Source organism: Paenibacillus sp. 598K (genome assembly GCF_003851045.1).
Classification (GTDB): domain Bacteria; phylum Bacillota; class Bacilli; order Paenibacillales; family Paenibacillaceae; genus Paenibacillus_D.
Genome location: NZ_BFBX01000019.1, coordinates 33,998 through 53,008 on the forward strand (window position 1 = coordinate 33,998; position 19,011 = coordinate 53,008).

A 19,011-nucleotide genomic window follows, 5' to 3' on the forward strand; every position below is an offset into this window, starting at 1 on the left:
CGCGCCCAAGCGCGTCGTCTCGGCTTGCGACGAATCGCGGAGCGCAGCGTCTGCTTGACCTGCTGTCGCTCCTGCTCGCTCACCTCAACTTCCGCCAGCTCCTGCTCGTCCAGCTTCATCTCGTTCAATTGTTTGTAAATGTCCTTCATATCGTATGACCTCCCAGTCCCATATGTCGCGCTTTTTCTTGCAGCTTTTTTTTGCCCCGGAACACCCGGTTGTCGATGGCGGTGCGCGTTAGCCCCAGCTTCGCCGCGATGTCCTCGGTGCGCAGGCCGAGCAGATACTTCATCGTGAAGATCGCCCTGTCGGTCTCGCCGAGTTGGTCGAGCAGCCGCATCACCTCAGCGTGCTCCTCCGCCAGCAGCATCTCCTGCTCTGCCGACTCCGATCGCAGTGTCTCCAGGCTCGCCTCGGGCGCCAGATGCCCTCGCTGGCGGATCGCCTTCCGGTAAGCGTCGATCGCCCTGAAGCGGGCGATTGCATAGATCCACTTGCGGAAGTCCTCGGTATCGCCCTGGAAGGCGTCGGCATGCTGCCAGACGGCGAGGAAGCTGTCGTTGATGCATTCCTCGATCAGTCCGTCGCTGCGCAGCGGTCCGAGTATTTTGACGACGGCACCTTTGACGAGTGGCAGATACGTATCGACGATATAGTCGAGGGCATCCTCCTTGCGGCGCTGCAAGCGTCGTATAAAGTTGGTTTCGTTTGCTTTCATGCGTTCGGGCGTCCCTTCTTAATGAATGTAAGAGCTCTTACACCCTATACAACGAAGCGGGAGGTCATAATCTCTCAAGTATTTGGGTGGTAAGGAATCAGTCGATAAGTAGTGAACACCTTTGATACAAATATGATACAAATCAAGCTTATACTAAGATCATATAGAATTGTAACAGAACGATGGGGAATTCTTTAGGGGATACAAGGGGGGATGATGGTGATTCGCATCTTGATCGTTGAAGATGAGCAACCGATTTCAGATTTAATCAGGATGAATCTTTGTGAGGCAGGCTATTTCTGTAATTGTGCCTTTGATGGAATAACGGCCATAAGCATGCTTGATGAACATCCGTATGACTTGATTTTGCTGGATATACTACTTCCGAAAATTGATGGTTATGAAGTGATGGCGTATGTAAAGCCGCTGGATATCCCGGTTATCTTCATCACAGCAAAGACACAGGTTGATGATCGAGTAAAAGGTTTGAAGTTGGGAGCAGACGATTATCTGGTAAAGCCATTCGAAATTGTTGAGCTCCTGGCACGCGTTGAAGCGGTATTAAGGCGATATCATCTACACCAAGCGATCGTTCAAATTGAGGATTTGACGGTCGACACGCATGCCAGAATAGTTAAAAAGAATCATATTGAAATCCCTTTGACGAAAAAGGAATATGAGCTGCTCCTTCTCTTTATTCAAAATAAAAACATCGCCCTGTTTAGAGAAAAGATTTATGAAAAAATTTGGGGAGGAGATGACATGGGGGATAGTAGAACCGTAGATCTCCACGTCCAGCGTTTGCGGAAAAAATTGAGCTGGGAGCATCGCCTTACAGCGGTATATAAAGTAGGCTATCGCTTGGAGCTAGAGTCATGAAATTATCATGGAAGATATTCTTCACTACGCTTGTTATGACGATCTTAACGTTTAGCATAGGTGGTTACTTTTTAATCTCCGTCGTATTTCAGTCGGCATTTGATCGAGAACGAAATGCGGCTTTGCAAGAAAACAAAACGATACGCAGCTATTTTACCGCGGTCATACCGCTTGAATCCTCTGACGAACAAGAGCAATCGAGGATGCTTCCAATGCTGGAATCGATCGTATCCCATTTTGCGAGCCCCGTCCTGTCCATCCGCATTTCCGATCAAAACAATCAGGTGATGGTGCAGCAGGGCGACTTTGACTTTGGTCAAATCGTTTGGCAACAGCTTGCGGAAGATACACTCGCCTATGAAACATGGCGTGATGCAAGCCGTCATTATATCCAGGCCGCTTCATGGATGGAGACGACCAGCGGAAGGATCTATGTCGAAACCATTCGAGATGTCACTTCCGTGTTTATGGATCGGCAGCATGTATTTTCTTTTTATCGCAAGCTGGTGTTGGTGATGTTGGTAATAAACGGAATCGTCATGTTTCTGATTACTGCATGGGCCCTCTCTCCACTGAAGAAACTGGCGAAAACGACAAGAGAAATTGCTGAAGGGAAATATGGGGAGCGGGTATTAATGAGGACCAAGGATGAAGTTGGTTTATTGGCAACTGATTTTAATCAGATGGCAGATCGTTTGGAAACAAAGATACGAGAGCTTGAGGCGATAACGGCTAGCCAGCGTGATTTCATTGGCAGCTTTGCGCATGAGCTCAAAACGCCGCTCACTTCCATTATTGGCTACGCCGATATGTTGCGCTCAAAGAAATTGTCGGAAGAAAACAAAATTCTGGCAGCCGATTATATTTTTAGCGAAGGCAAGCGTTTGGAGACACTTTCGCACAAATTGCTTGATTTGTTGGTCGTCAAAAATCATCATTTCGATATGAAGCTCGTGCAGATCAAAGAACTGCTGTTTCGTGTGAAACAAACAACAGCATGGATTCTCAAGCAAAGCGGTGTTGTGCTTCATATCGCGGCAGACGACGCCCAACTGAACGTTGAATCGGATCTGCTGCAGACCTTGCTGATCAATTTGGTGGACAACGCCAGAAAAGCGATTGATTCTGATCGAGTAGATCGGGAAGTCAAGCTGACAGGCAAACGAGTCGATTCAGAACACTATCTGATCACGGTCGAAGATCACGGGAAAGGCATACCGGAAAAAGAAATATCCCGAATTACGGAAGTATTTTATACAGTCGACAAGTCGCGTTTTAGAGGATCGGGGGTAGGAATCGGACTTGCGTTATGCAAAGAAATTGTGGAGCTTCATGGCGGAGAGATGAAGATTTCGTCTCGGCCTGGAGCAGGAACCCGCGTCGAGGTGAAGCTGAAAGGGGGGGCAGGTGATGAAGGCAGCCGGTAAAATGATCGGATGGATCGGTTTCCTTTGTCTGCTGATCATAATTGGTTTGTTTTTGCCGGAATGGATGGTGCAATATTCGGATCGCAAAACAAGCGGCATCGTCAAGCTGGAACCTTTGGCCCTCTCCCGAGTGGGCACAAGCAAACATTCCGTGCTGGATCGTTTGAATTTGTTACAGCATGATCCGCATGATGTGGACAAGGTCGCGCTTGAAATGAGCGCCAATTTTGACTCTGCTTCTGCAAATGCACACTTCATGTCTGAAATAGCCAAGCTATCTTCATTGCAGATACTACCACCGATCGATTGGGGGACTGTCCCTGTCTTTCATGTCGCTGCTGGTTTATACACGCTTAAAGCGGATCAATCCAGTCATGCCATTCTATGGAACATCGCTTTTGCAGGCGATTCGTTCTCGGGAAATTTTGTTTTCGATGATGCAACAGGTAAAGTCATCACATTCAAGTTATCCTCTCATGAATATGAACCTAGGCTTGGAGAAGCAACGATCGAAGCGTGGGGCAATTACCTTGATCTTGAAGTGAGAAATATACGTAGAGACACTACGGACGCCACTGTAATGGAAGATGACGGAGTCAAAGTATCTGAAGACGGCTATCAAACGTACTATTTCAACCTTGGGGCACATGATCAATTTGTACCTGCAACATTTTATATGGACTTAAACAGCTACGGGTTTGACGATGTGAGCAAATGGACATTAATAAAAGAGGAAGAAATAGCTGTCATCATCAGAAAAAAAGAATAATAATTGCTGGATAAAGATATGCACCTTTAGCGGTTGATGAGATCGCTTCCGGTGTATTTTTTTTGATTCCATTATGAAGGCACCAGGATGCAACTTTGATTCATCAACGCTTTATACTTCAGAGCATCAAGGAAATCAAATGAAAAGTGAGGTATGAGGAACAGTGATGAATGGGAGAAAAGCAGTCCATCAAAGAATCAAGCTATGGGCAGGTATGATCGTCCTCCTGCTTATTGCAGCTTATTTTGCAATCCAGGCGAATCAACCCGTACAAGAGAGTCTGCCGATGAGAGAATATGAAGTTCTTAAAGGTGATATTACGGCTGGCATAACAGCGAACGGTTACTTGTCCATGCCTAGCGTCTCTCATTATTATGACGCACCCGCCCAGATTGAAGAGCTCTATGTCAAAAAAGGCGACGCCGTAAAAGCTGGAGACAAGCTCGCCAAGGCCGTTGATCACGGTCTTGCAGACCCGTACTTGTATGCCAAATTGGACGGGATTGTCGTATCGGTGCCACTAGCGGCGGGGGAGATGACTTCTGGAAAACCGATTGTGGCACAGATTGGGGATCCAGAGGGAATGTTCGCGCATATTCAAATCTCGCAAGCCGATATCGCGGACGTAGAAGTCGGCCAGCAAGTATCGTTTACGTTAAGCGCCTATCCATCGCAAGAACTGCAAGGAACGATCACCCAGGTTCTGTTGGCTCCGACAAAGGCTAGCCCGCTCGAATATGCAGCGTATGCGGTATTGGAGCCAGACGATAATTTGCTGCTTCTGGAAGGAATGACCTTCTCCGCGCAGCTCATACAGAAACAGGCCAAGGATGTGCTGCGACTGTCCAATAAGGCGATTCAACTGAAAGAGGGCAAACAAATCGTCATGTTGAAGGATGAAAAAGGGAAATGGTTTGAACAGGAAATTCAGACAGGCTTCTCGGATGGCCGCTATAGCGAGATCCTGTCCGGACTCTCCGTGGGCGATGTCGTCTATGTGGAGGGGGAAGCATGAGAATAACGGAGATGTTGCGATTGGTATGGCTGAACATCATACAGAACAAATTCAAAGTTATTTTAAGCTCGCTAGGTATCATGGCGGGAGCGGCAACCATTGTTTTAGTGATTGCGATCGGCAAGGGCGGGGAAGTCGAAATCACGAAGCAATTTGGCGAACTGTCTGCGGCGACCATTTTCGTCAGTCTGGATGAATCGCAACGAATATTGCATGACAAGGATGTGGCGCAAAGCGAACGATTGAATGTGGAGCATGTGCAGCAAATCAAAGATGAGAACCCCTATCTTAAAAATATTATGTTAGCGGACTCTGGCAATGCCAGGGTAACGTTAAATGGAGAAGAATATAACCGAACAATTCAAGGGGTAACGCCTGAATACGAACAGGTATTGAATTTACCCGCACTCTATGGCGAAGGTTTGACGGAGAAAGATGAGGAAGATGGCGCTTTTGTGGCTGTTCTCGGTTATGATGCGGCAACAGCAAATTATGGTGCCGCTGAATATGCGGTTGGCGAGTACATCATCATCCACAATATGCTGTTCAAAGTCGTCGGTGTTCTCCCTAAAAAAGGAACGAACATCGGACTCATTCTTCCCGACACTTCCATTTTCATCCCCTATTCGGTAGGAGATACGTATATATTCAGTGATATATCAAGACCACAGGTGATTGCCTTGGCTAATGACGTTTCGCAAGTCAAATCGGCCATGCGCTGGATTCGCAGCTCTCTCCATTATTTGTTATTCAATGGTGAGGCCTATATGATTGAGGACGCGGGCAGCAGGATGGAAACGGCTGTCCAATCGGCGAAAATCATGAGCATGATTCTCATCTCAGTAGCCACGATTGTATTTATCGTCAGCGGTATCGGTATCATGAATGTGCTGTTCGTATCGATTAAGGAGCGAACCAGGGAAATTGGGATCTTGAAAGCGCTGGGCTGTTCGGAACGAAATATATGGCTGCAGTTTTTGCTGGAATCGATAACGATCAGTTTTTTTGGAAGCTTGGGCGGCATGTTGCTAAGCGTGTTTATCTTGCCGCTTATGGCCTATGTGGAAATACCTGTTCTTCCGTCTGTCAGCGGGCAATTGGCCGCTTTATTTTTTTCCTTGCTCACAGGTACAGCTTTTGGCTACTACCCGGCTTACCGGGCGTCCAGGCAGAAACCGATTGAGGCATTAAATTACGAATAAAGAAGGGAGTTTCAACTGATGCGAAATTCGATTCATTGGGTGATCTATGTGTTGTGTATGGCTTTCATTCTGTGCGGTTGTTCTAATTCTTCAGAGAAGGGCGTTCAGACTGATCCTACGGTCATACCCGCCGTTGCCGAAGGCAAACCTCAAACTGATCAGGTGCAGGAACAGTCAGGATCTGAAGAGACAGCGGCTGTATCCGCAGCCGTTTTTTACGGAAGAGTCATCAGCATTCTTGGTAATGAAATGGAACTTGAAATTGGGATGTCCACGAAGCAGGTTGAAAACCTTGGCAAGCCTTCAACTCCGGCAAAAAAGGGTGCAAACCAAATTATGGTCAAAGAAAAGGAAAACCCTGAAGGCTTTGTTGATTTCATTGCTCCGCTTCCTCCTGAAATGGCACAACATGGCGATGAAGATTCCATTTTTGGGGCAAATGGTGAAGTCGACTTGATCTATACCGGCGAGATTAGAAACTTGATCATTCCTGCAGGTACTGATCTACGAAACATTACGGGTGGGAAGGAAGCATTGGATGCCATCAAAAAAGGAACCATATTGATGATTAAGCCGCTTGTAATTGAAAACACGTATGCGGGTATTGAAAAGATGACCATTATCGATTAAAGAAAGGGTGAGTGAAAAACATGATTCGTATGGAAAAGGTGAACAAAATTTATTCGCTAGGAAATGAACGGCTGCATGTGTTAAAGGATATCAGTTTCACTGTCGAAGCAGGTGATTTTATCGCCATTTTAGGTCCTTCCGGCTCAGGGAAATCAACCTTGATGAATATTTTAGGCTGTATGGATACCATGGATAGCGGAACTTTTCAATTCGAGGATCGGGAAGTAGGAGGCTGCAATGCTCAGGAACTATCTTGGATCAGGAATCAAAAGATAGGCTTCGTATTTCAAAAATTTAACCTCATCCCCCAATACACAGCCTTGCAAAATATCATTATGCCTCTATTGCTTCAGGGAATGACAAGAAGCGAGGCGATAAGCAAAGCGGCTGAATATATTAAACTTGTTGGTCTCACAGATCGCGTACACCATAAGCCCAAAGAGCTTTCGGGCGGGCAACAGCAGAGAGTGGCCATCGCTCGTGCGCTGGTGACGGAGCCGTCGCTCTTGCTGGCCGATGAGCCGACAGGTTCGTTGGACTCCGCAACGGGTAGAGAAATTCTTGCTCTTTTTCACAATCTGAACAGCAGAGGCCATACCATTATTGTAATCAGCCACGATCATCAAGTTGCCGAACAAAGCAAAAGAATACTTTCCCTCTTTGATGGGAAGCTTGTTTCGTAAGTGAGAGGCGCCAGCGCAAAAAAAGCCGGGCGAAGTAAATGTTCCCCGGCTAAGCGCTAAAATGTGACCGTTAGATTTTGAAAAGTGCCGAATAGGCCTGCTAAGCGTCATTTTTGTCCATCAGAAAAGGGATTGTCCGGCTGTCATTTCCATGACTCCGAGACAATCCCTTTGCTTGTTGTTACTTGTAGTACGATGTCGTGAGCGGGACGAATACTTTGCCGCCCTCTTCGACGTCGCCGTTGATATACAGCTCGCTGACGCCGCCGATATCGACTTCGATTGTTTTCAGACCATCCGCGACGTTGACGGATACGGTTTTCAAGACGATATCTTTGCCGCTGTCGATGATTTCGAACTTTTCGATATCGCTGCCGATGGCCGCCACTTGCAGGACGAGCTTCTGGTACTTGCCCTTCGGATAGAGCATGAAGGAGGTACCGCGTTTGCTAGGCGCATTGTCGAAGAACACTTCTTTGTAGTCTTTGCCGTTATACGAGGTCAAGGCCGGGTCCTTCGTATGGTACATGTTCTCGAAGCCTTGCGCGATCGGGGTGCCCGCGGTTTGTTCGCCGAGCGAGATCGTCTTCGTCTTCGCATCGTAAGAGATGGCCGTGTTAAGCGCGTTGGAGATCGCCCGCACCGGCAGGTAGGTGGTCCCGTTATAGGTAATTGGAAGTACAGCCCCGCCTTTATCATTGGTTGGGACATAGGCCTGGCCGTTCAACTTGAATTTGAGTCCGTTATCGAGGTAAGCTTTGATCTCTTGCAGATTGGAAGCGCCAAAGGCTCCAACTCCGCCTCCTACGAGCATACTGGCCACTGCGATGGAAGCGATCCATTTCTTTTTCATCCCAAGCACTCCTCTGTTGGTGGAATAAATGAAAATGCCATGAAAACTAAAAATAGTATACGGCTGGCCCATGGGTCAAGCAAGGTGCAAAAGTCATATTTCGTGCAGGAACATTTTGCCACAGAGCTGCCGAATCGGCGGACGTTTTTCTCGCTTCGAGTCGAGGGTGCGGAGCGTGTGCCAGGCGACGCGTGGTATAATGGCATGAAGGCGGCCTGTCCGCCAAGCGGACCGACAGGCTATTTTGAATGACCATGTGGTCGTGGAGCAGCACTGGAGCAGGTCAGGATACATATGAGGGAGGATGTAGTAATGAAGTGGGATACGCAACAGCTCGCATGGGTACATAAACCGAAGTCGTCTGTGATCGAATCGGACAAGGTAGAGCTCGTCACAGAGCCGGGTACGGACTTCTGGCAACGGACGTACTATGGCTTCCGGAACGACAATGCGCCGGGGCTGCTGATGGAGATCGACGAGCCGTACTTCTCGTTCGAGGTGAAGGTGTCTTATGACAGCAAGCATCGCTACGATCAGGCGGGCGTCCTCGTCTATCAAGACAGCGATAACTGGTTCAAGGCGGCCAGCGAATACGAGAACGATACGTTCCAGCGGCTCGGCAGCGTCGTCACCAATCGCGGCTACTCGGACTGGGCGACGACGGACATCGACGCGTCGATCAAGCAGATGTACTATCGGCTGAGTCGACGGGATAGCGACTTCCTGCTCGAGTATGCTTACGACGGCGAGCATTACAAGCAGATGCGCATCTTCCATCTGTTCGAGGGCGGGGGTGCGATCCGGATGGGGCTGTATGCGTGCAGCCCGGAGCAATCGTCGTTCCGTGCGGTGTTCACGGAGATGGCGATGACGGAATGCAAGTGGCAGGCGCACCATTAAGAGCGTGAACGGATCGCATCGATGCGTATCGCGTCATGGCAGTCCATCTTCGGATACGCACGAACAGAGCACGAGAGGAAAGGAGTGAGAGCATGCGTAACGCCTCTCCGCTGTTTGACATGATCTATCTGCCCCTGCTGATCCGATTGGAATGCAAGGAGCCGGCCAGGCTGCCGCCCTTCCTCGGATCGATGCTGCACGGCGTCGTCGGCTGGGCGCTGCGACAGCATCCCGAGACGTATGCCTACCTGTTCGAGAATCGTCGGCTGGGCGGAGGCGCGCAGGATATCGTCAACCCCTATATTATCGAGCCTCCGCGCACGCGATCGGTCTATCGGCCGGGCGAGATGTTAAGCTTCGGTCTCATCCTGCTGGGGGATGCGGTTCAGCACATCGAGTCGGTCGTCCGACTGTTGGCCGGAGCCAGCCCGTTCCGGCTGGGCGCGGAGCGCAAGGCGTTTGCACTCGTCGATGTGCTGCAAGGAGAGCGGTATCGGAGCATCTGGAGCGAGGGGCGATGGGACGGCGAGGCCGTGGCGGCCGAGAATCTATCAGCCCATGCGCATCGGGAGCATGCGCAGTGGTGCTCTGTTCATCTGACGACGCCGCTGCGGATTCGCCGGGGCGGGGCGCTGGTGCAGACGATCGATTTTAGCACGATTATCCGCAGCATCACCCGGCGGATCGAGACGCTGACCGAGCGGTACGGCGGCTCTGTCGATCGCGAAGCTGCAGCGGCGGTCTGCGAGCGGGCGAGCGAGGTACGGATGATCTCCTCGGCGCTTCATCTATACGAGATGCACCGCTACTCTACGCGCAAGCGGGAGTCGGTCGACTGGAGCGGCATGCTGGGCGCACTCGTCTTCGAGGGCGAGCTGTCTCCGTTCACTCCCTGGCTCCAAGCGGCGCGTATCCTGCACATCGGCCGCAACTCCACCTTTGGCTGCGGCCAGCTCGATGTCGTCTATCGGTAGCGTCTGATATCGTGTACCTGTAGCCTCTACCTGTAACTATAGTGTCTACCTGTAGCGTCTGCGCCAGGAGCCAGAGCTTCTACAGGCTAGCTTAGCCATGCGGTGGTGTCTGTGGCTCGTCGAAGGACTGCAGATCGCGTATCACTTCAGCTGCCTCGGCGTATGGGGACTGCAGACGGAGCAGTCGCTCGAGGATGCGCCGCATCTCCGTAGAGAGCGTCAGCTCCTCCTGCCAGCTGGGCTCCGGCTTGTCCGCGGATGCTGCGTCTGGCTCGTAGGTCGAGTAGAGCATGAAAAGCATGAAGTGGCCGACTGCCTCCAGATCATCTGCGGGCTCGGCCCTTTTGTCGTGCGGCTGGGGTGGAGGTTGACTGCCTTGGCTACCTCGACTGCCTTGGCTCGCCTTTGTGGGCTGACCCGAAGCTCGGCGTGCCGGCCATAACCGGCATCGGCGCTTGACAGGCTCCGGCTCGTCATCGAGCGGCTCGCCGATCCGACGCGCCAGGCCAAAGTCGATGAGATAGAGCTCATCGTCGTGGAACAGCACATTGGGGATGCGCAGGTCGAGATGGACGTATCCATGGGCATGGACATAAGCGACGAGCGTTAACAACTGAAGCGCGATCCGCGCGCAGTCGCGCTCCGTGAAGCGCTGCTTCCGGTCAAAGATCAACTGCTCCAACGTATCGCCGCGCAGGTACGACATGACCAGGTAGTGGTCGCGCCCCTCGCTCACCAGACCCCGAAATACCGGCAGACGCGGATGCCGGACGGCCTGGAGCGCCTCCGCTTCTCGTTTGAGCAGCTCTTGAGCTAGCGAGCCTTTGCTTCGTCTCGCCTGCTTGATTGCGACCGAGACATCATGGCTTGTGTCCGTCGCCAGATATGTCAGCCCATAGCTGCCCATGCCGAGCAACGCTTGTACGACATAACGCCGACCGATTCGACGGCCCGGCTCCAGCGGATAATCCCGCCATGCTGCGATGAATGCGCTCCATGTTATTAAGATAGACATCTTATGCTCTCTCCTTGAATCCAGCATCGTTCATCAGGGTGGCGAACGAGTCATGTAGTCTGGACTTCTGTCGGATTTCGCCGTTGATCCTGAGGCGGATCACGGCGGTACGAACCTATCCTACGCTATCCATAGGCACCATGCAAATTCCGTTGCGGCAGTGTGCGGGGGAGACGATCTATTTCAGCTTGCTTTAAGGTGGCCGTGGTAAGATCGTGTTGGTATGGGGTGAGGCTAACTACTCTTGCACTGAGGTGATGACGATGTTGGATCGTATAATCAGGAAAGTGAAACACGCTATAGAGGGTTCCCGGCACCGGGACCATCGACGTTACTCCAGCAGTCAACCAAAAGGCTACAAGCGTTATTCCAGCAGCCAACCCAACGGATATAAGCGCCATTCCAGCAGTGCGCGATTCAGGGGCCGGTATTCCTCTTCCGATCGCAAATACGGCAGTCGCAACGGCCACCGGCATTATAAAAATCGCTTCGGCAGCTCGTCTTAGGACACTTGACGGAGAGGGCGAGCGGCATAGCTCAAGCAAGATAAAAGATCAATGAAAAGGAGCCGTGTGCATGTCAACGCATACTGCGTATCCTATCCCGGGACTCCCGAGCATCGGGACGTGCCGGGATTATTTCCAGGCAGCTGCTATACTGGATGCGATCTTGTGTCCGGAGTGGGAGTACCGTTATTATTCCTTTAATGCCCGGTGGGACCAAGACGAGCAGATGGCCTCGATGCGCGATGGAGAGGGCAGTCATTACTTTGCTTTGTTCGGCGACGAGCAGGTAATGATTAAAGGATATGACAAGGAGCTGGCAACTGCCAAGGGGGCCGAGGATGCTGCGGACATCGTCTCTACTGCTCCCGCTGCGTGCGATGCTTTTTTGGCAGAGCCGGCATTTATCGTGGAGGAGACCACCTTCCTGATGTGGCGGCTGTCCGAGGCCGAGCTCTGGCAGGCGGGCAAGCCTTATACGGAGCAGGACTATCGCTTGCTGGAGATACTGACGGGCGGGGCGGCCGCGTATCACGCATGGGCAATCGGCTACTATGAGATCGAGCTGGACCTGGCGTTGGTGGAAAAAGTGTTCGCGATGACGCCGATCGACGAGTATCTCCTGCAACGGTTGAATCCCGAGCTTACGTTGGACGACCTGCTCGAGGATCTGGAGGAGATCGGCTACCCTTATCAAAGGGATAGGTGATGGGACACGGACTTGTATTTATAGTCGAGATCGTTTATATGGTAGGGGAGAAATAATAGCGTTGGAATTGACTGTAGATGCGGCTTCATAGTACGCTGAGGTTAGTAGAAGATAATGGAAGCTTCGCTTCGTGGTGCGAATGTAGAGTGAACATGAAATCTCCGGGGGATTCGCACCTGATAAATGATTGAAATGAACGGAATTTGATGTTTTCTTTCGGAATTATGAGGGGAAAGAGCGGGATGAGAAGTAACTGTGTGATAAAATGGCTTAGTAGGAAGGCTTTTGGCCATTATTCGCTGTCGCACCTTACGTAGGTGCGTGGATTGAAATAGCCGCCGCACCGGCACGCGGATTAAGTTAATCGTCGCACCTTACGTAGGTGCGTGGAGTGAAATAGCACGCCTTCGCTCGTCAACTGGTTAATCCAAGTCGCACCTTACGTAGGTGCGTGGATTGAAATATAAACTGGATATCCATAGTTACAATATTCCAAGTCGCACCTTACGTAGGTGCGTGGATTGAAATTCTGGCAATCAGTCCTGTGCAATCCATACCAACGTCGCACCTTACGTAGGTGCGTGGATTGAAATACCGATCTGATCCGTCTTTCCCCGGCGATCAAGTGTCGCACCTCACGTAGGTGCGTGGATTGAAATAGTGCTCTCTCGGGTGGTTAATATCACGCCAATCGATGTCGCACCTCACGTAGGTGCGTGGATTGAAATAGAGGAGACGATGACTTCACCCTGATCGTTACTAGTCGCACCTCACGTAGGTGCGTGGATTGAAATCGCTGCAAGACATCCCGTACAAAACGACCCAGAGTCGCACCTCACGTAGGTGCGTGGATTGAAATCGGGCATTTGGGCTGACGCTGGAGCGCGAGGGGGAGTCGCACCTCACGGATTGAAATTTGTGCCAGCATCTGGTCCTCTACGCTCGCCAAGTCGCACCTCGTGTAGGTGCGTGGATTGTAATATCTCCAGGATCAAACAGCTGAGTTTGAACTCGAATTGAACAGGTACATGGATTGAAAATAATCATAAACAAAACTAAAGTATTACGAAGTTAGCTGCTGCTCTTCAGTATTAACCCAAAGTTGTCCGACTCGTTGTACCCGTAAACGTCAAATGGTATCATTAAGAAAAAAGACTTTAAGTTTGATTTTTTATAATGTCGCATCTCATTTTGGAGGTGAGTGGAACATATGCCAATTAAGTCGGGATTTTTGAGCGATTATTTGACGGAATCCAATGCCAGTGAAAAGAACTTTTTTTTGAGCAGCAGTGTAATTGATCAACAACCATCCACTAAACCCAGAGATGAAGGCAAGCGAGCGATGGTATTGGCAATGGAGATTGAAGAGTTAAGAAGGAATTTCCCAAAGGGAGGTTATCCCAAAGCCAACAAGAATCGCGGTGACCGATGGTGCTGAATGATGAGGTTAAGAATAAGATTAAGTCTATTGTGAACCCCTTAAGAAGAAGGCTTGCTGTTTGCAGTTGGATTACAGAGGAATTTAAAAAAGAAGGCTTATATGTTCCTATTTTAGTCGGAGGCTCGGCTGTTGCAATATATAGTAATGGGATGTATGCGACAGTGGATTTGGATATGAAATCGGAGCAGTTTGAGCGGTACGCACCTTTGATGTCTTCTCTTGGATTTAATAGGGTTGGGAAAGATTTCTACCACTCTGAATTGGATACCTATGTAGAGTTTCCTTCTGGCCGGTTTGAAGATTCAATGGACCATGTGAGGGAAGTTGTGGTCGAGGAAACAGGATGGCCAATATACATTTCAGGCTACGAAGACATGATAATAGACCGCGCGTTGAAGTTCAGTGCGACATCAGACCAAAACTCCAGGGAATGGGCGCTAAGAATGATGGGCTTTTTGTATGATGAAATTGATTGGAGTTATCTTCACAAGAAGTCTAATGAGTATGGAATTCTAGCGATTATAGAACGTATACAACGAGATGTGAAACGGTACAAAGGGGTCTATCGTGCACAACGTGATAAAGACAATTCGACCGCTAATATAGAGAATTCAAATGATTAGGGTTCTAAGGCGTCTATGAAAACCTCATGTCAACCAAACCATGAAAGAAACCAGCTTTAAATAGGCCAACTAAAGTACAAACCAATTTATCGTAGCGAGCGGCTAACCGACGATTACGTTTGAGTTTGTTAAAGAGGCCTCTTGGACGGTCGATCCCCAACTCATGCTGGACGACCTGCTCGAGGATCTGGAGGAGATCGGCTACCCTTATCAAAGGGATAGGTAATGGGACACAAGAGCGTATATATTGTGGAGGTCTTAATAATTGTAGGGAAGAAATAGCGTTGGAATTGATTGTAGATGTGGCTTCATAGTACGCTGTGGTTAGTAGATTGTGGAGACGTCGCTTCCTGGTGCGAATGTGAAGTGAACATGAAAACCCCGGGAGATTCGCACCTGAGAAATGACTGATATGATCAGAATTTGATGTTCTCTTTCGTAATTATGGGGGAAAAAGAGCGGGATTGAGATGAGTTTGTGTGATCAATGGTTGAGTAGGGAGAGTTTTGGCCATTTTTCGCTGTCGCACCTTACGTGGGTGCGTGGATTGAAATCGTATCGGAGAACCAGCTGCCCGGGGGCGATCTGTCGCACCTTACGTGGGTGCGTGGATTGAAATGGCGTAACAGCTCGGCGCGCTGGGCCGTCCATGAGTCGCACCTCGTGTAGGTGCGTGGATTGAAATATGCTATCATAAAGCCGCCCCATCCACAGAGTCGGTCGCACCTCATGTAGGTGCGTGGATTGAAATAAATTCCGAACGGTCAGAAATCTGGGTTATTACGTCGCACCTCACGTAGGTGCGTGGATTGAATTTGCTTCAGCTTTTTATTTAGCCAGCTTGTGGCACGAATCGTTATCGATGGTACTGATGAAAAGCTTCATATCCCCGCTGCTTCTCACCCCTAAGCTGTACTCACCCCTTCACCTATTCTACTTCTAAAAAATTTCAGCCCAAAAGGGAACCATTTTCCTCTTTAATCGTCTAATGCTCGAGGTGAACGGATTGCAGTTCGATTATTTGAACCACATTACCGGCGGATTGGACAAGAATCTCGTCCTGGAGGAGCTAATGCAGGCGTATGGCAAAGAGGTGTGGAACTTTGCTTATTTCCTGACGCGCCGGGCGGAGTTGGCCGATGATGTGACACAGGATGTGTTCGTCAAGGTCTATGAGCGGCTCTATTCCTTCCGGGGACAGTCCTCGGTGAAGACGTGGCTGTTCGCCATCACGCGCAATACCGCCAAGGACGCCCTGCACTCCTCCTGGCTGCGCAAGGTGATCCTCTTGCCCGTATGGCGACAGCGGGAGGTACATCCTTCGGCGGAGAAGGAGCATCTAGACCGCCAGGTGACCGAGGAGATCTGGTCCGTCGTCTTGTCGCTCCCGCGCAAGCTGCGCGAGGTGTTGCTGCTGCATACCCATCACGGCCTATCGCTCAAAGAGATCGCAGCGGTACTGCAAATATCCGAGGGCACGGTCAAGTCGCGACTGCATCGGGCAAGAGCGGCCGTCAACCGCCAGTTGGGGGAGGGAGACTCATGACAAGGATCGGCAAGGATTGGGAGAAACGGCTGTCGGGACAACCGTTGCAGGACAGCGGATTTACACCGGAGCTGAAGTTGAAGATTAGGGAGAGGGTCCGCATGAAAAAGACAAAAACCAAGCTGGCTGTGCGCACCGCGCTCGTCTTGCTCTGTGTGCTGATCGCCGGGTCGGGGTGGCTGTACCGGGAGGATCTCAATGAGATGCTGTTCGGGAAGCCATCGACGACGATCGCCGCGGTCATCGAGAAGGATCTGTTGGCCGAGGAGGGCGAGCTGACGCTGCGGGTACAGGCCAGTCAATATAGCAGCTTTATGAACACGTTCGGCAAGGCATTCATCATCCGTCATCCTTCGGTTCGGATCGAGCTGGTGAATGAGCCAAGCCAGCTACAGACGCTCGAGGAATTCGAGCAATGGGCGGAGAAGGAGCAGCCGGACATCTACACGCTGCCCCTGCATTACTATGCCGAGCTGGCGACGGAGGGCAAGCTGCAGCCGCTCGATGCCTGGATCAAGAGCGATGATCTGGATATGGCTGCGTTCCACGAGCCGGTCATCGATCTGCTGCGGGAAGCCGGCGGCGGACAGCTGTACGGACTGAGTCCCGACTTTGCTACCTTTGGCGTCTATATTAACAAAGCGCTTTTCGAGCAGCACGGCATCCCGCTGCCGACCGACGGCATGACCTGGGAGGAACTGCTGCATATAGCAGCGCGATTCGATGGGACGGGTGTAACTGGCTTGCGGCTGCATGACTCTCCGATCAAGCTGGCGCAATATATCGGTCAGACCAATGGGGTCCAGGCGGTCTCCTCGGACGGAAGCGCGGTGACGATGGATACGCCTGCTTGGGAGGATATCTGGAGTCAGGTAGCGACAGGCATACAGCAAGGCTGGATCCAGAGCGAGGCTTCTCAGTCGTGGACCGGCACGCGGTCCATGAAGCAAATGATGGAGGGCGACCCGTTCGCTATGGGTGAGGCGGCGATGCGGCTGGAGGCCAGCTATTACATGAACAGCCTGTCTCATTATACGAACATTGAGGGGCTGGAGCTGGACTGGATGGTCGTCACGGAGCCGGTCAATGCGAACGAGCCTAACCGGGCGACCCATTACTACGGAGGCACGGTGTATGCGGTCAACGCAGCCTCGCCGCATCACAAGGCGGCCTGGGAGCTGGTGAAGTTCATCCACAGTGAGGCAATGGCGGAGAAGCTGGAGCGCACGGGCAACACCTTGCTCGTCAGGAAGGGTGCGCTGTCCTCGGCAACAGCCGCCGAGCTGGCCCCATTCTACAAGCTGGAGCCTGATCCTGTCGCCGTACTGGAGGAATACAGGATGACGATGGGCGGGACCAGCCGCGCAGCTGCTCAGAACAATATCTTCCAACAAAAAGGCGATGCCTTGCTCCAAGCGGTTATACAAGAAGAGATGACTGTCCAAGCCGCGCTGCAGCAGCTCCAGACGGAGCTTGAGGCTGTCCCTGCACAGGGAGGGGAGCAGTAATGAACACGCAAATGAGTAAGCACAGCTCGATCAGCCGTCAGGGCGGCAAGGCTACCCGATCCGCCTCCGTCCCCCGCGCAAGGCGCTTCAATTGGCACGTGATGCTGTTGGCTGTCTGCCTGTTGTTGTCGGGATGTATGGGAGCAGCGTCAGAGCCGATACCTGCCACACCGCTCAAAATCGCCTATTCCAGCGAGGAGATGTTTAATTCGCAGCTAAGAGATTATTTCGACGCGGCCTTCCCCGGACTGCCAGTAGAATTAATCTCGGCGGATGATCTCTACACATCAGGCGGCGATCCGCAAGTGCGGATGCGGCAGCTGATCGATCAAGAAAAGCCGGATCTGGTCCTGTTCACCGATTACGGGATGTATCGGCAGCTGTCCGATGACGGCGTGCTGGTCGATCTGGCGACCCGGATGAGGGACAGCGAGGAAGTGAAGGAGGAGAGCTTCCACCCCGGAGTGATGGAGCTGCTCAAGGACAATGAGACCGGTGGCCTCTTCGGCTTATCTCCGAGCTTTGATGCCTATTCGCTCTACTATAATGCGGACCTCTTCGAAGAGTTCGGTATCCCGCTGCCTCAAGACGGCATGACCTGGCAAGATATCCTGCTGCTGTCGGAGCGGTTCAAGACAGAGGGGACCAACCCTGACAAAGTGCGCGGCTACCATCAGATGTGGCTGAGGACGCCCTACGACCTGATGCTGACGATCGCAGCGACGGAGGGGCTGCAGGAGTATGACCTCGGGCGAGGGCAGATTACGATGTCGACGCCATCCTGGGAGGCGTTGTTCGATACGCTGGTTGATGTCTACAAGAAGGGCGGCTTTGCTGGCAAAGAGCGTGTCGGCGAGGTGCGGGATGGCGTCACCTACTACGGACCGGAGGAGACGGCGCAGGCGGATCTGTTCGCACAAGGCAAGGCGGCGATGACGGTCGCTCCCTACGGGATGATGAATGCGTCCAATCGCAAAAACATTGCGTTCGACTGGGGAATCGTGGCTCCGCCGGTCAGCTCCAGCGATCGCATGCGCAGCAGCGGCATGTACACCTACCCGATATTCAGCATGGTCGCGGGGAGCGAGCAGCATGACCAGGCCTGGGAGGTGATCCAGTACTTCAACGGCTCGCGGATGGCCAAGATCCACGCTGCGGTAGCCGGGGAGCAGTATGGTATGGGTGCTTTGTCCTCGCGCGTCGAGTTCGTGCAGCTGAGCGGCGACCCAGCCGTCGAGGGCATCTTCCGGCAGCTCCCTGCGCAGCAGCCGGTGTACGCCTCCGTCCCGCTTGATGTCTCCTTCTACGAATCGTTTCCCGCCCTGGTGAACCGGGAGATCGAGGAGGCCGTGCGGGACGCCAAGAGCGTGCAGGAGGCGCTGGCCACGATTCAGCAGGAAGGTCAGTTTCTGCTGGACGCAGCGTTGAAGGCTGGGGAGTAGCGTTCGGAGTTTTAAGTTCGGGTTGAGATGAATCGTAGACGCCTTTGCTTTGCGCAGGGGCGTCTTTTTTACCATGTCAGAGGAAGCTGTTATGAGATTCCAATTATTCGACAACTAGAGTAAAATATAATCCATACGGACTAGGTCTTAAATAAACCTAAATTACGAAAGCCC

Annotated in this window: 18 protein-coding genes; 15 read left to right on the plus strand and 3 right to left on the minus strand. The window is 51.5% G+C overall.

Annotation, left to right across the window (positions count from 1 at the left end; genetic code table 11):
* Nucleotides 1-145 precede the first annotated feature (145 nt).
* Entirely contained in the window at nucleotides 146-718 is a 573-nt protein-coding gene (locus tag PA598K_RS08635) for a sigma-70 family RNA polymerase sigma factor (protein ID WP_128656568.1), read from the minus strand.
* 213 nt (nucleotides 719-931) lie between these two features.
* On the opposite strand from PA598K_RS08635, the gene PA598K_RS08640 reads away from it, so the two are divergent.
* The 7 genes from PA598K_RS08640 to PA598K_RS08670 all read left to right on the plus strand — a co-directional run bounded on the left by PA598K_RS08640 (nucleotide 932) and on the right by PA598K_RS08670 (nucleotide 7,323).
* Nucleotides 932-1,597, plus strand: a complete 666-nt coding sequence (locus PA598K_RS08640) for a response regulator transcription factor (RefSeq protein ID WP_307719872.1) — start codon at nucleotides 932-934, stop codon at nucleotides 1,595-1,597.
* Entirely contained in the window at nucleotides 1,594-3,024 is a 1,431-nt protein-coding gene (locus tag PA598K_RS08645; RefSeq protein ID WP_128656569.1) for a sensor histidine kinase, read from the plus strand. The genes PA598K_RS08640 and PA598K_RS08645 overlap by 4 nt, the downstream gene beginning before the upstream one ends.
* Nucleotides 3,008-3,793, plus strand: a complete 786-nt coding sequence (locus tag PA598K_RS08650; protein ID WP_128656570.1) for a hypothetical protein — start codon at nucleotides 3,008-3,010, stop codon at nucleotides 3,791-3,793. Before PA598K_RS08645 ends, PA598K_RS08650 begins: the two co-directional genes overlap by 17 nt.
* Nucleotides 3,794-3,959: 166 nt before the next feature.
* Nucleotides 3,960-4,808 carry an efflux RND transporter periplasmic adaptor subunit gene (locus PA598K_RS08655; RefSeq protein WP_128656571.1) on the plus strand — a complete coding sequence of 283 codons (849 nt, stop codon included), beginning with the start codon at nucleotides 3,960-3,962 and terminating at the stop codon, nucleotides 4,806-4,808.
* Nucleotides 4,805-6,010 (plus strand): ABC transporter permease, encoded by a 1,206-nt coding sequence (locus PA598K_RS08660; protein ID WP_128656572.1) that lies wholly within the window; start codon nucleotides 4,805-4,807, stop codon nucleotides 6,008-6,010. Before PA598K_RS08655 ends, PA598K_RS08660 begins: the two co-directional genes overlap by 4 nt.
* Nucleotides 6,011-6,028: 18 nt before the next feature.
* Nucleotides 6,029-6,640, plus strand: coding sequence for a hypothetical protein (locus PA598K_RS08665; protein ID WP_128656573.1), 612 nt, complete (start codon nucleotides 6,029-6,031; stop codon nucleotides 6,638-6,640).
* Nucleotides 6,641-6,660: 20 nt separating this feature from the next.
* On the plus strand, nucleotides 6,661-7,323 hold the full coding sequence (locus tag PA598K_RS08670) for an ABC transporter ATP-binding protein (protein ID WP_128656574.1): 663 nt from the start codon (nucleotides 6,661-6,663) through the stop codon (nucleotides 7,321-7,323).
* A gap of 181 nt (nucleotides 7,324-7,504) precedes the next feature.
* On the opposite strand, the gene PA598K_RS08675 is transcribed toward PA598K_RS08670, so the two are convergent.
* Complete coding sequence (locus PA598K_RS08675) at nucleotides 7,505-8,176, minus strand: stalk domain-containing protein (protein WP_128656575.1); 672 nt, start codon at nucleotides 8,174-8,176, stop codon at nucleotides 7,505-7,507.
* Nucleotides 8,177-8,488: 312 nt separating this feature from the next.
* Here PA598K_RS08675 and PA598K_RS08680 point away from each other — a divergent pair, with 312 nt between their 5' ends.
* Nucleotides 8,489-9,076 (plus strand): DUF1349 domain-containing protein, encoded by a 588-nt coding sequence (locus PA598K_RS08680; RefSeq protein WP_128656576.1) that lies wholly within the window; start codon nucleotides 8,489-8,491, stop codon nucleotides 9,074-9,076.
* Between the two features lie 92 nt (nucleotides 9,077-9,168).
* Nucleotides 9,169-10,050 (plus strand): CRISPR system precrRNA processing endoribonuclease RAMP protein Cas6, encoded by an 882-nt coding sequence (cas6, locus tag PA598K_RS08685; protein WP_128656577.1) that lies wholly within the window; start codon nucleotides 9,169-9,171, stop codon nucleotides 10,048-10,050.
* A gap of 91 nt (nucleotides 10,051-10,141) precedes the next feature.
* On the opposite strand, the gene PA598K_RS08690 is transcribed toward cas6, so the two are convergent.
* Complete coding sequence (locus PA598K_RS08690) at nucleotides 10,142-11,065, minus strand: protein kinase family protein (protein ID WP_128656578.1); 924 nt, start codon at nucleotides 11,063-11,065, stop codon at nucleotides 10,142-10,144.
* 576 nt (nucleotides 11,066-11,641) lie between these two features.
* Between PA598K_RS08690 and PA598K_RS08700 the strand changes: the two genes are divergently transcribed.
* The 6 genes from PA598K_RS08700 to PA598K_RS08725 all read left to right on the plus strand — a co-directional run bounded on the left by PA598K_RS08700 (nucleotide 11,642) and on the right by PA598K_RS08725 (nucleotide 18,837).
* Nucleotides 11,642-12,277, plus strand: coding sequence for a hypothetical protein (locus PA598K_RS08700; RefSeq protein ID WP_260405324.1), 636 nt, complete (start codon nucleotides 11,642-11,644; stop codon nucleotides 12,275-12,277).
* Nucleotides 12,278-13,487: 1,210 nt separating this feature from the next.
* Entirely contained in the window at nucleotides 13,488-13,715 is a 228-nt protein-coding gene (locus PA598K_RS08705) for a hypothetical protein (RefSeq protein ID WP_128656580.1), read from the plus strand.
* Nucleotides 13,706-14,341, plus strand: coding sequence for a hypothetical protein (locus tag PA598K_RS08710; protein WP_128656581.1), 636 nt, complete (start codon nucleotides 13,706-13,708; stop codon nucleotides 14,339-14,341). The genes PA598K_RS08705 and PA598K_RS08710 overlap by 10 nt, the downstream gene beginning before the upstream one ends.
* A gap of 997 nt (nucleotides 14,342-15,338) precedes the next feature.
* Entirely contained in the window at nucleotides 15,339-15,887 is a 549-nt protein-coding gene (locus tag PA598K_RS08715) for an RNA polymerase sigma factor (protein ID WP_307719873.1), read from the plus strand.
* A 101-nt stretch (nucleotides 15,888-15,988) separates the two neighbouring features.
* Entirely contained in the window at nucleotides 15,989-17,395 is a 1,407-nt protein-coding gene (locus PA598K_RS08720; protein WP_221414110.1) for an ABC transporter substrate-binding protein, read from the plus strand.
* A complete protein-coding gene (locus PA598K_RS08725) occupies nucleotides 17,395-18,837 on the plus strand; it encodes an ABC transporter substrate-binding protein (protein ID WP_128656584.1) in 1,443 nt (480 codons plus the stop codon). Before PA598K_RS08720 ends, PA598K_RS08725 begins: the two co-directional genes overlap by 1 nt.
* Nucleotides 18,838-19,011 lie beyond the last annotated feature (174 nt).

What these genes read in the sequence shown, in the direction of transcription:
- PA598K_RS08725 (WP_128656584.1), top strand. Translation starts at nt 17,395, where the DNA reads ATGAACACGCAAATGAGTAAGCACAGCTCGATCAGCCGTCAGGGCGGC.
- PA598K_RS08645 (WP_128656569.1), top strand. Translation starts at nt 1,594, where the DNA reads ATGAAATTATCATGGAAGATATTCTTCACTACGCTTGTTATGACGATC.
- PA598K_RS08710 (WP_128656581.1), top strand. Translation starts at nt 13,706, where the DNA reads ATGGTGCTGAATGATGAGGTTAAGAATAAGATTAAGTCTATTGTGAAC.
- PA598K_RS08670 (WP_128656574.1), top strand. Translation starts at nt 6,661, where the DNA reads ATGATTCGTATGGAAAAGGTGAACAAAATTTATTCGCTAGGAAATGAA.
- PA598K_RS08660 (WP_128656572.1), top strand. Translation starts at nt 4,805, where the DNA reads ATGAGAATAACGGAGATGTTGCGATTGGTATGGCTGAACATCATACAG.
- PA598K_RS08665 (WP_128656573.1), top strand. Translation starts at nt 6,029, where the DNA reads ATGCGAAATTCGATTCATTGGGTGATCTATGTGTTGTGTATGGCTTTC.
- PA598K_RS08705 (WP_128656580.1), top strand. Translation starts at nt 13,488, where the DNA reads ATGCCAATTAAGTCGGGATTTTTGAGCGATTATTTGACGGAATCCAAT.
- cas6 (WP_128656577.1), top strand. Translation starts at nt 9,169, where the DNA reads ATGCGTAACGCCTCTCCGCTGTTTGACATGATCTATCTGCCCCTGCTG.
- PA598K_RS08700 (WP_260405324.1), top strand. Translation starts at nt 11,642, where the DNA reads ATGTCAACGCATACTGCGTATCCTATCCCGGGACTCCCGAGCATCGGG.
- PA598K_RS08675 (WP_128656575.1), bottom strand. Translation starts at nt 8,176, where the DNA reads ATGAAAAAGAAATGGATCGCTTCCATCGCAGTGGCCAGTATGCTCGTA.
- PA598K_RS08650 (WP_128656570.1), top strand. Translation starts at nt 3,008, where the DNA reads ATGAAGGCAGCCGGTAAAATGATCGGATGGATCGGTTTCCTTTGTCTG.
- PA598K_RS08680 (WP_128656576.1), top strand. Translation starts at nt 8,489, where the DNA reads ATGAAGTGGGATACGCAACAGCTCGCATGGGTACATAAACCGAAGTCG.
- PA598K_RS08690 (WP_128656578.1), bottom strand. Translation starts at nt 11,065, where the DNA reads ATGTCTATCTTAATAACATGGAGCGCATTCATCGCAGCATGGCGGGAT.
- PA598K_RS08655 (WP_128656571.1), top strand. Translation starts at nt 3,960, where the DNA reads ATGAATGGGAGAAAAGCAGTCCATCAAAGAATCAAGCTATGGGCAGGT.
- PA598K_RS08635 (WP_128656568.1), bottom strand. Translation starts at nt 718, where the DNA reads ATGAAAGCAAACGAAACCAACTTTATACGACGCTTGCAGCGCCGCAAG.
- PA598K_RS08720 (WP_221414110.1), top strand. Translation starts at nt 15,989, where the DNA reads ATGAAAAAGACAAAAACCAAGCTGGCTGTGCGCACCGCGCTCGTCTTG.
- PA598K_RS08640 (WP_307719872.1), top strand. Translation starts at nt 932, where the DNA reads ATGATGGTGATTCGCATCTTGATCGTTGAAGATGAGCAACCGATTTCA.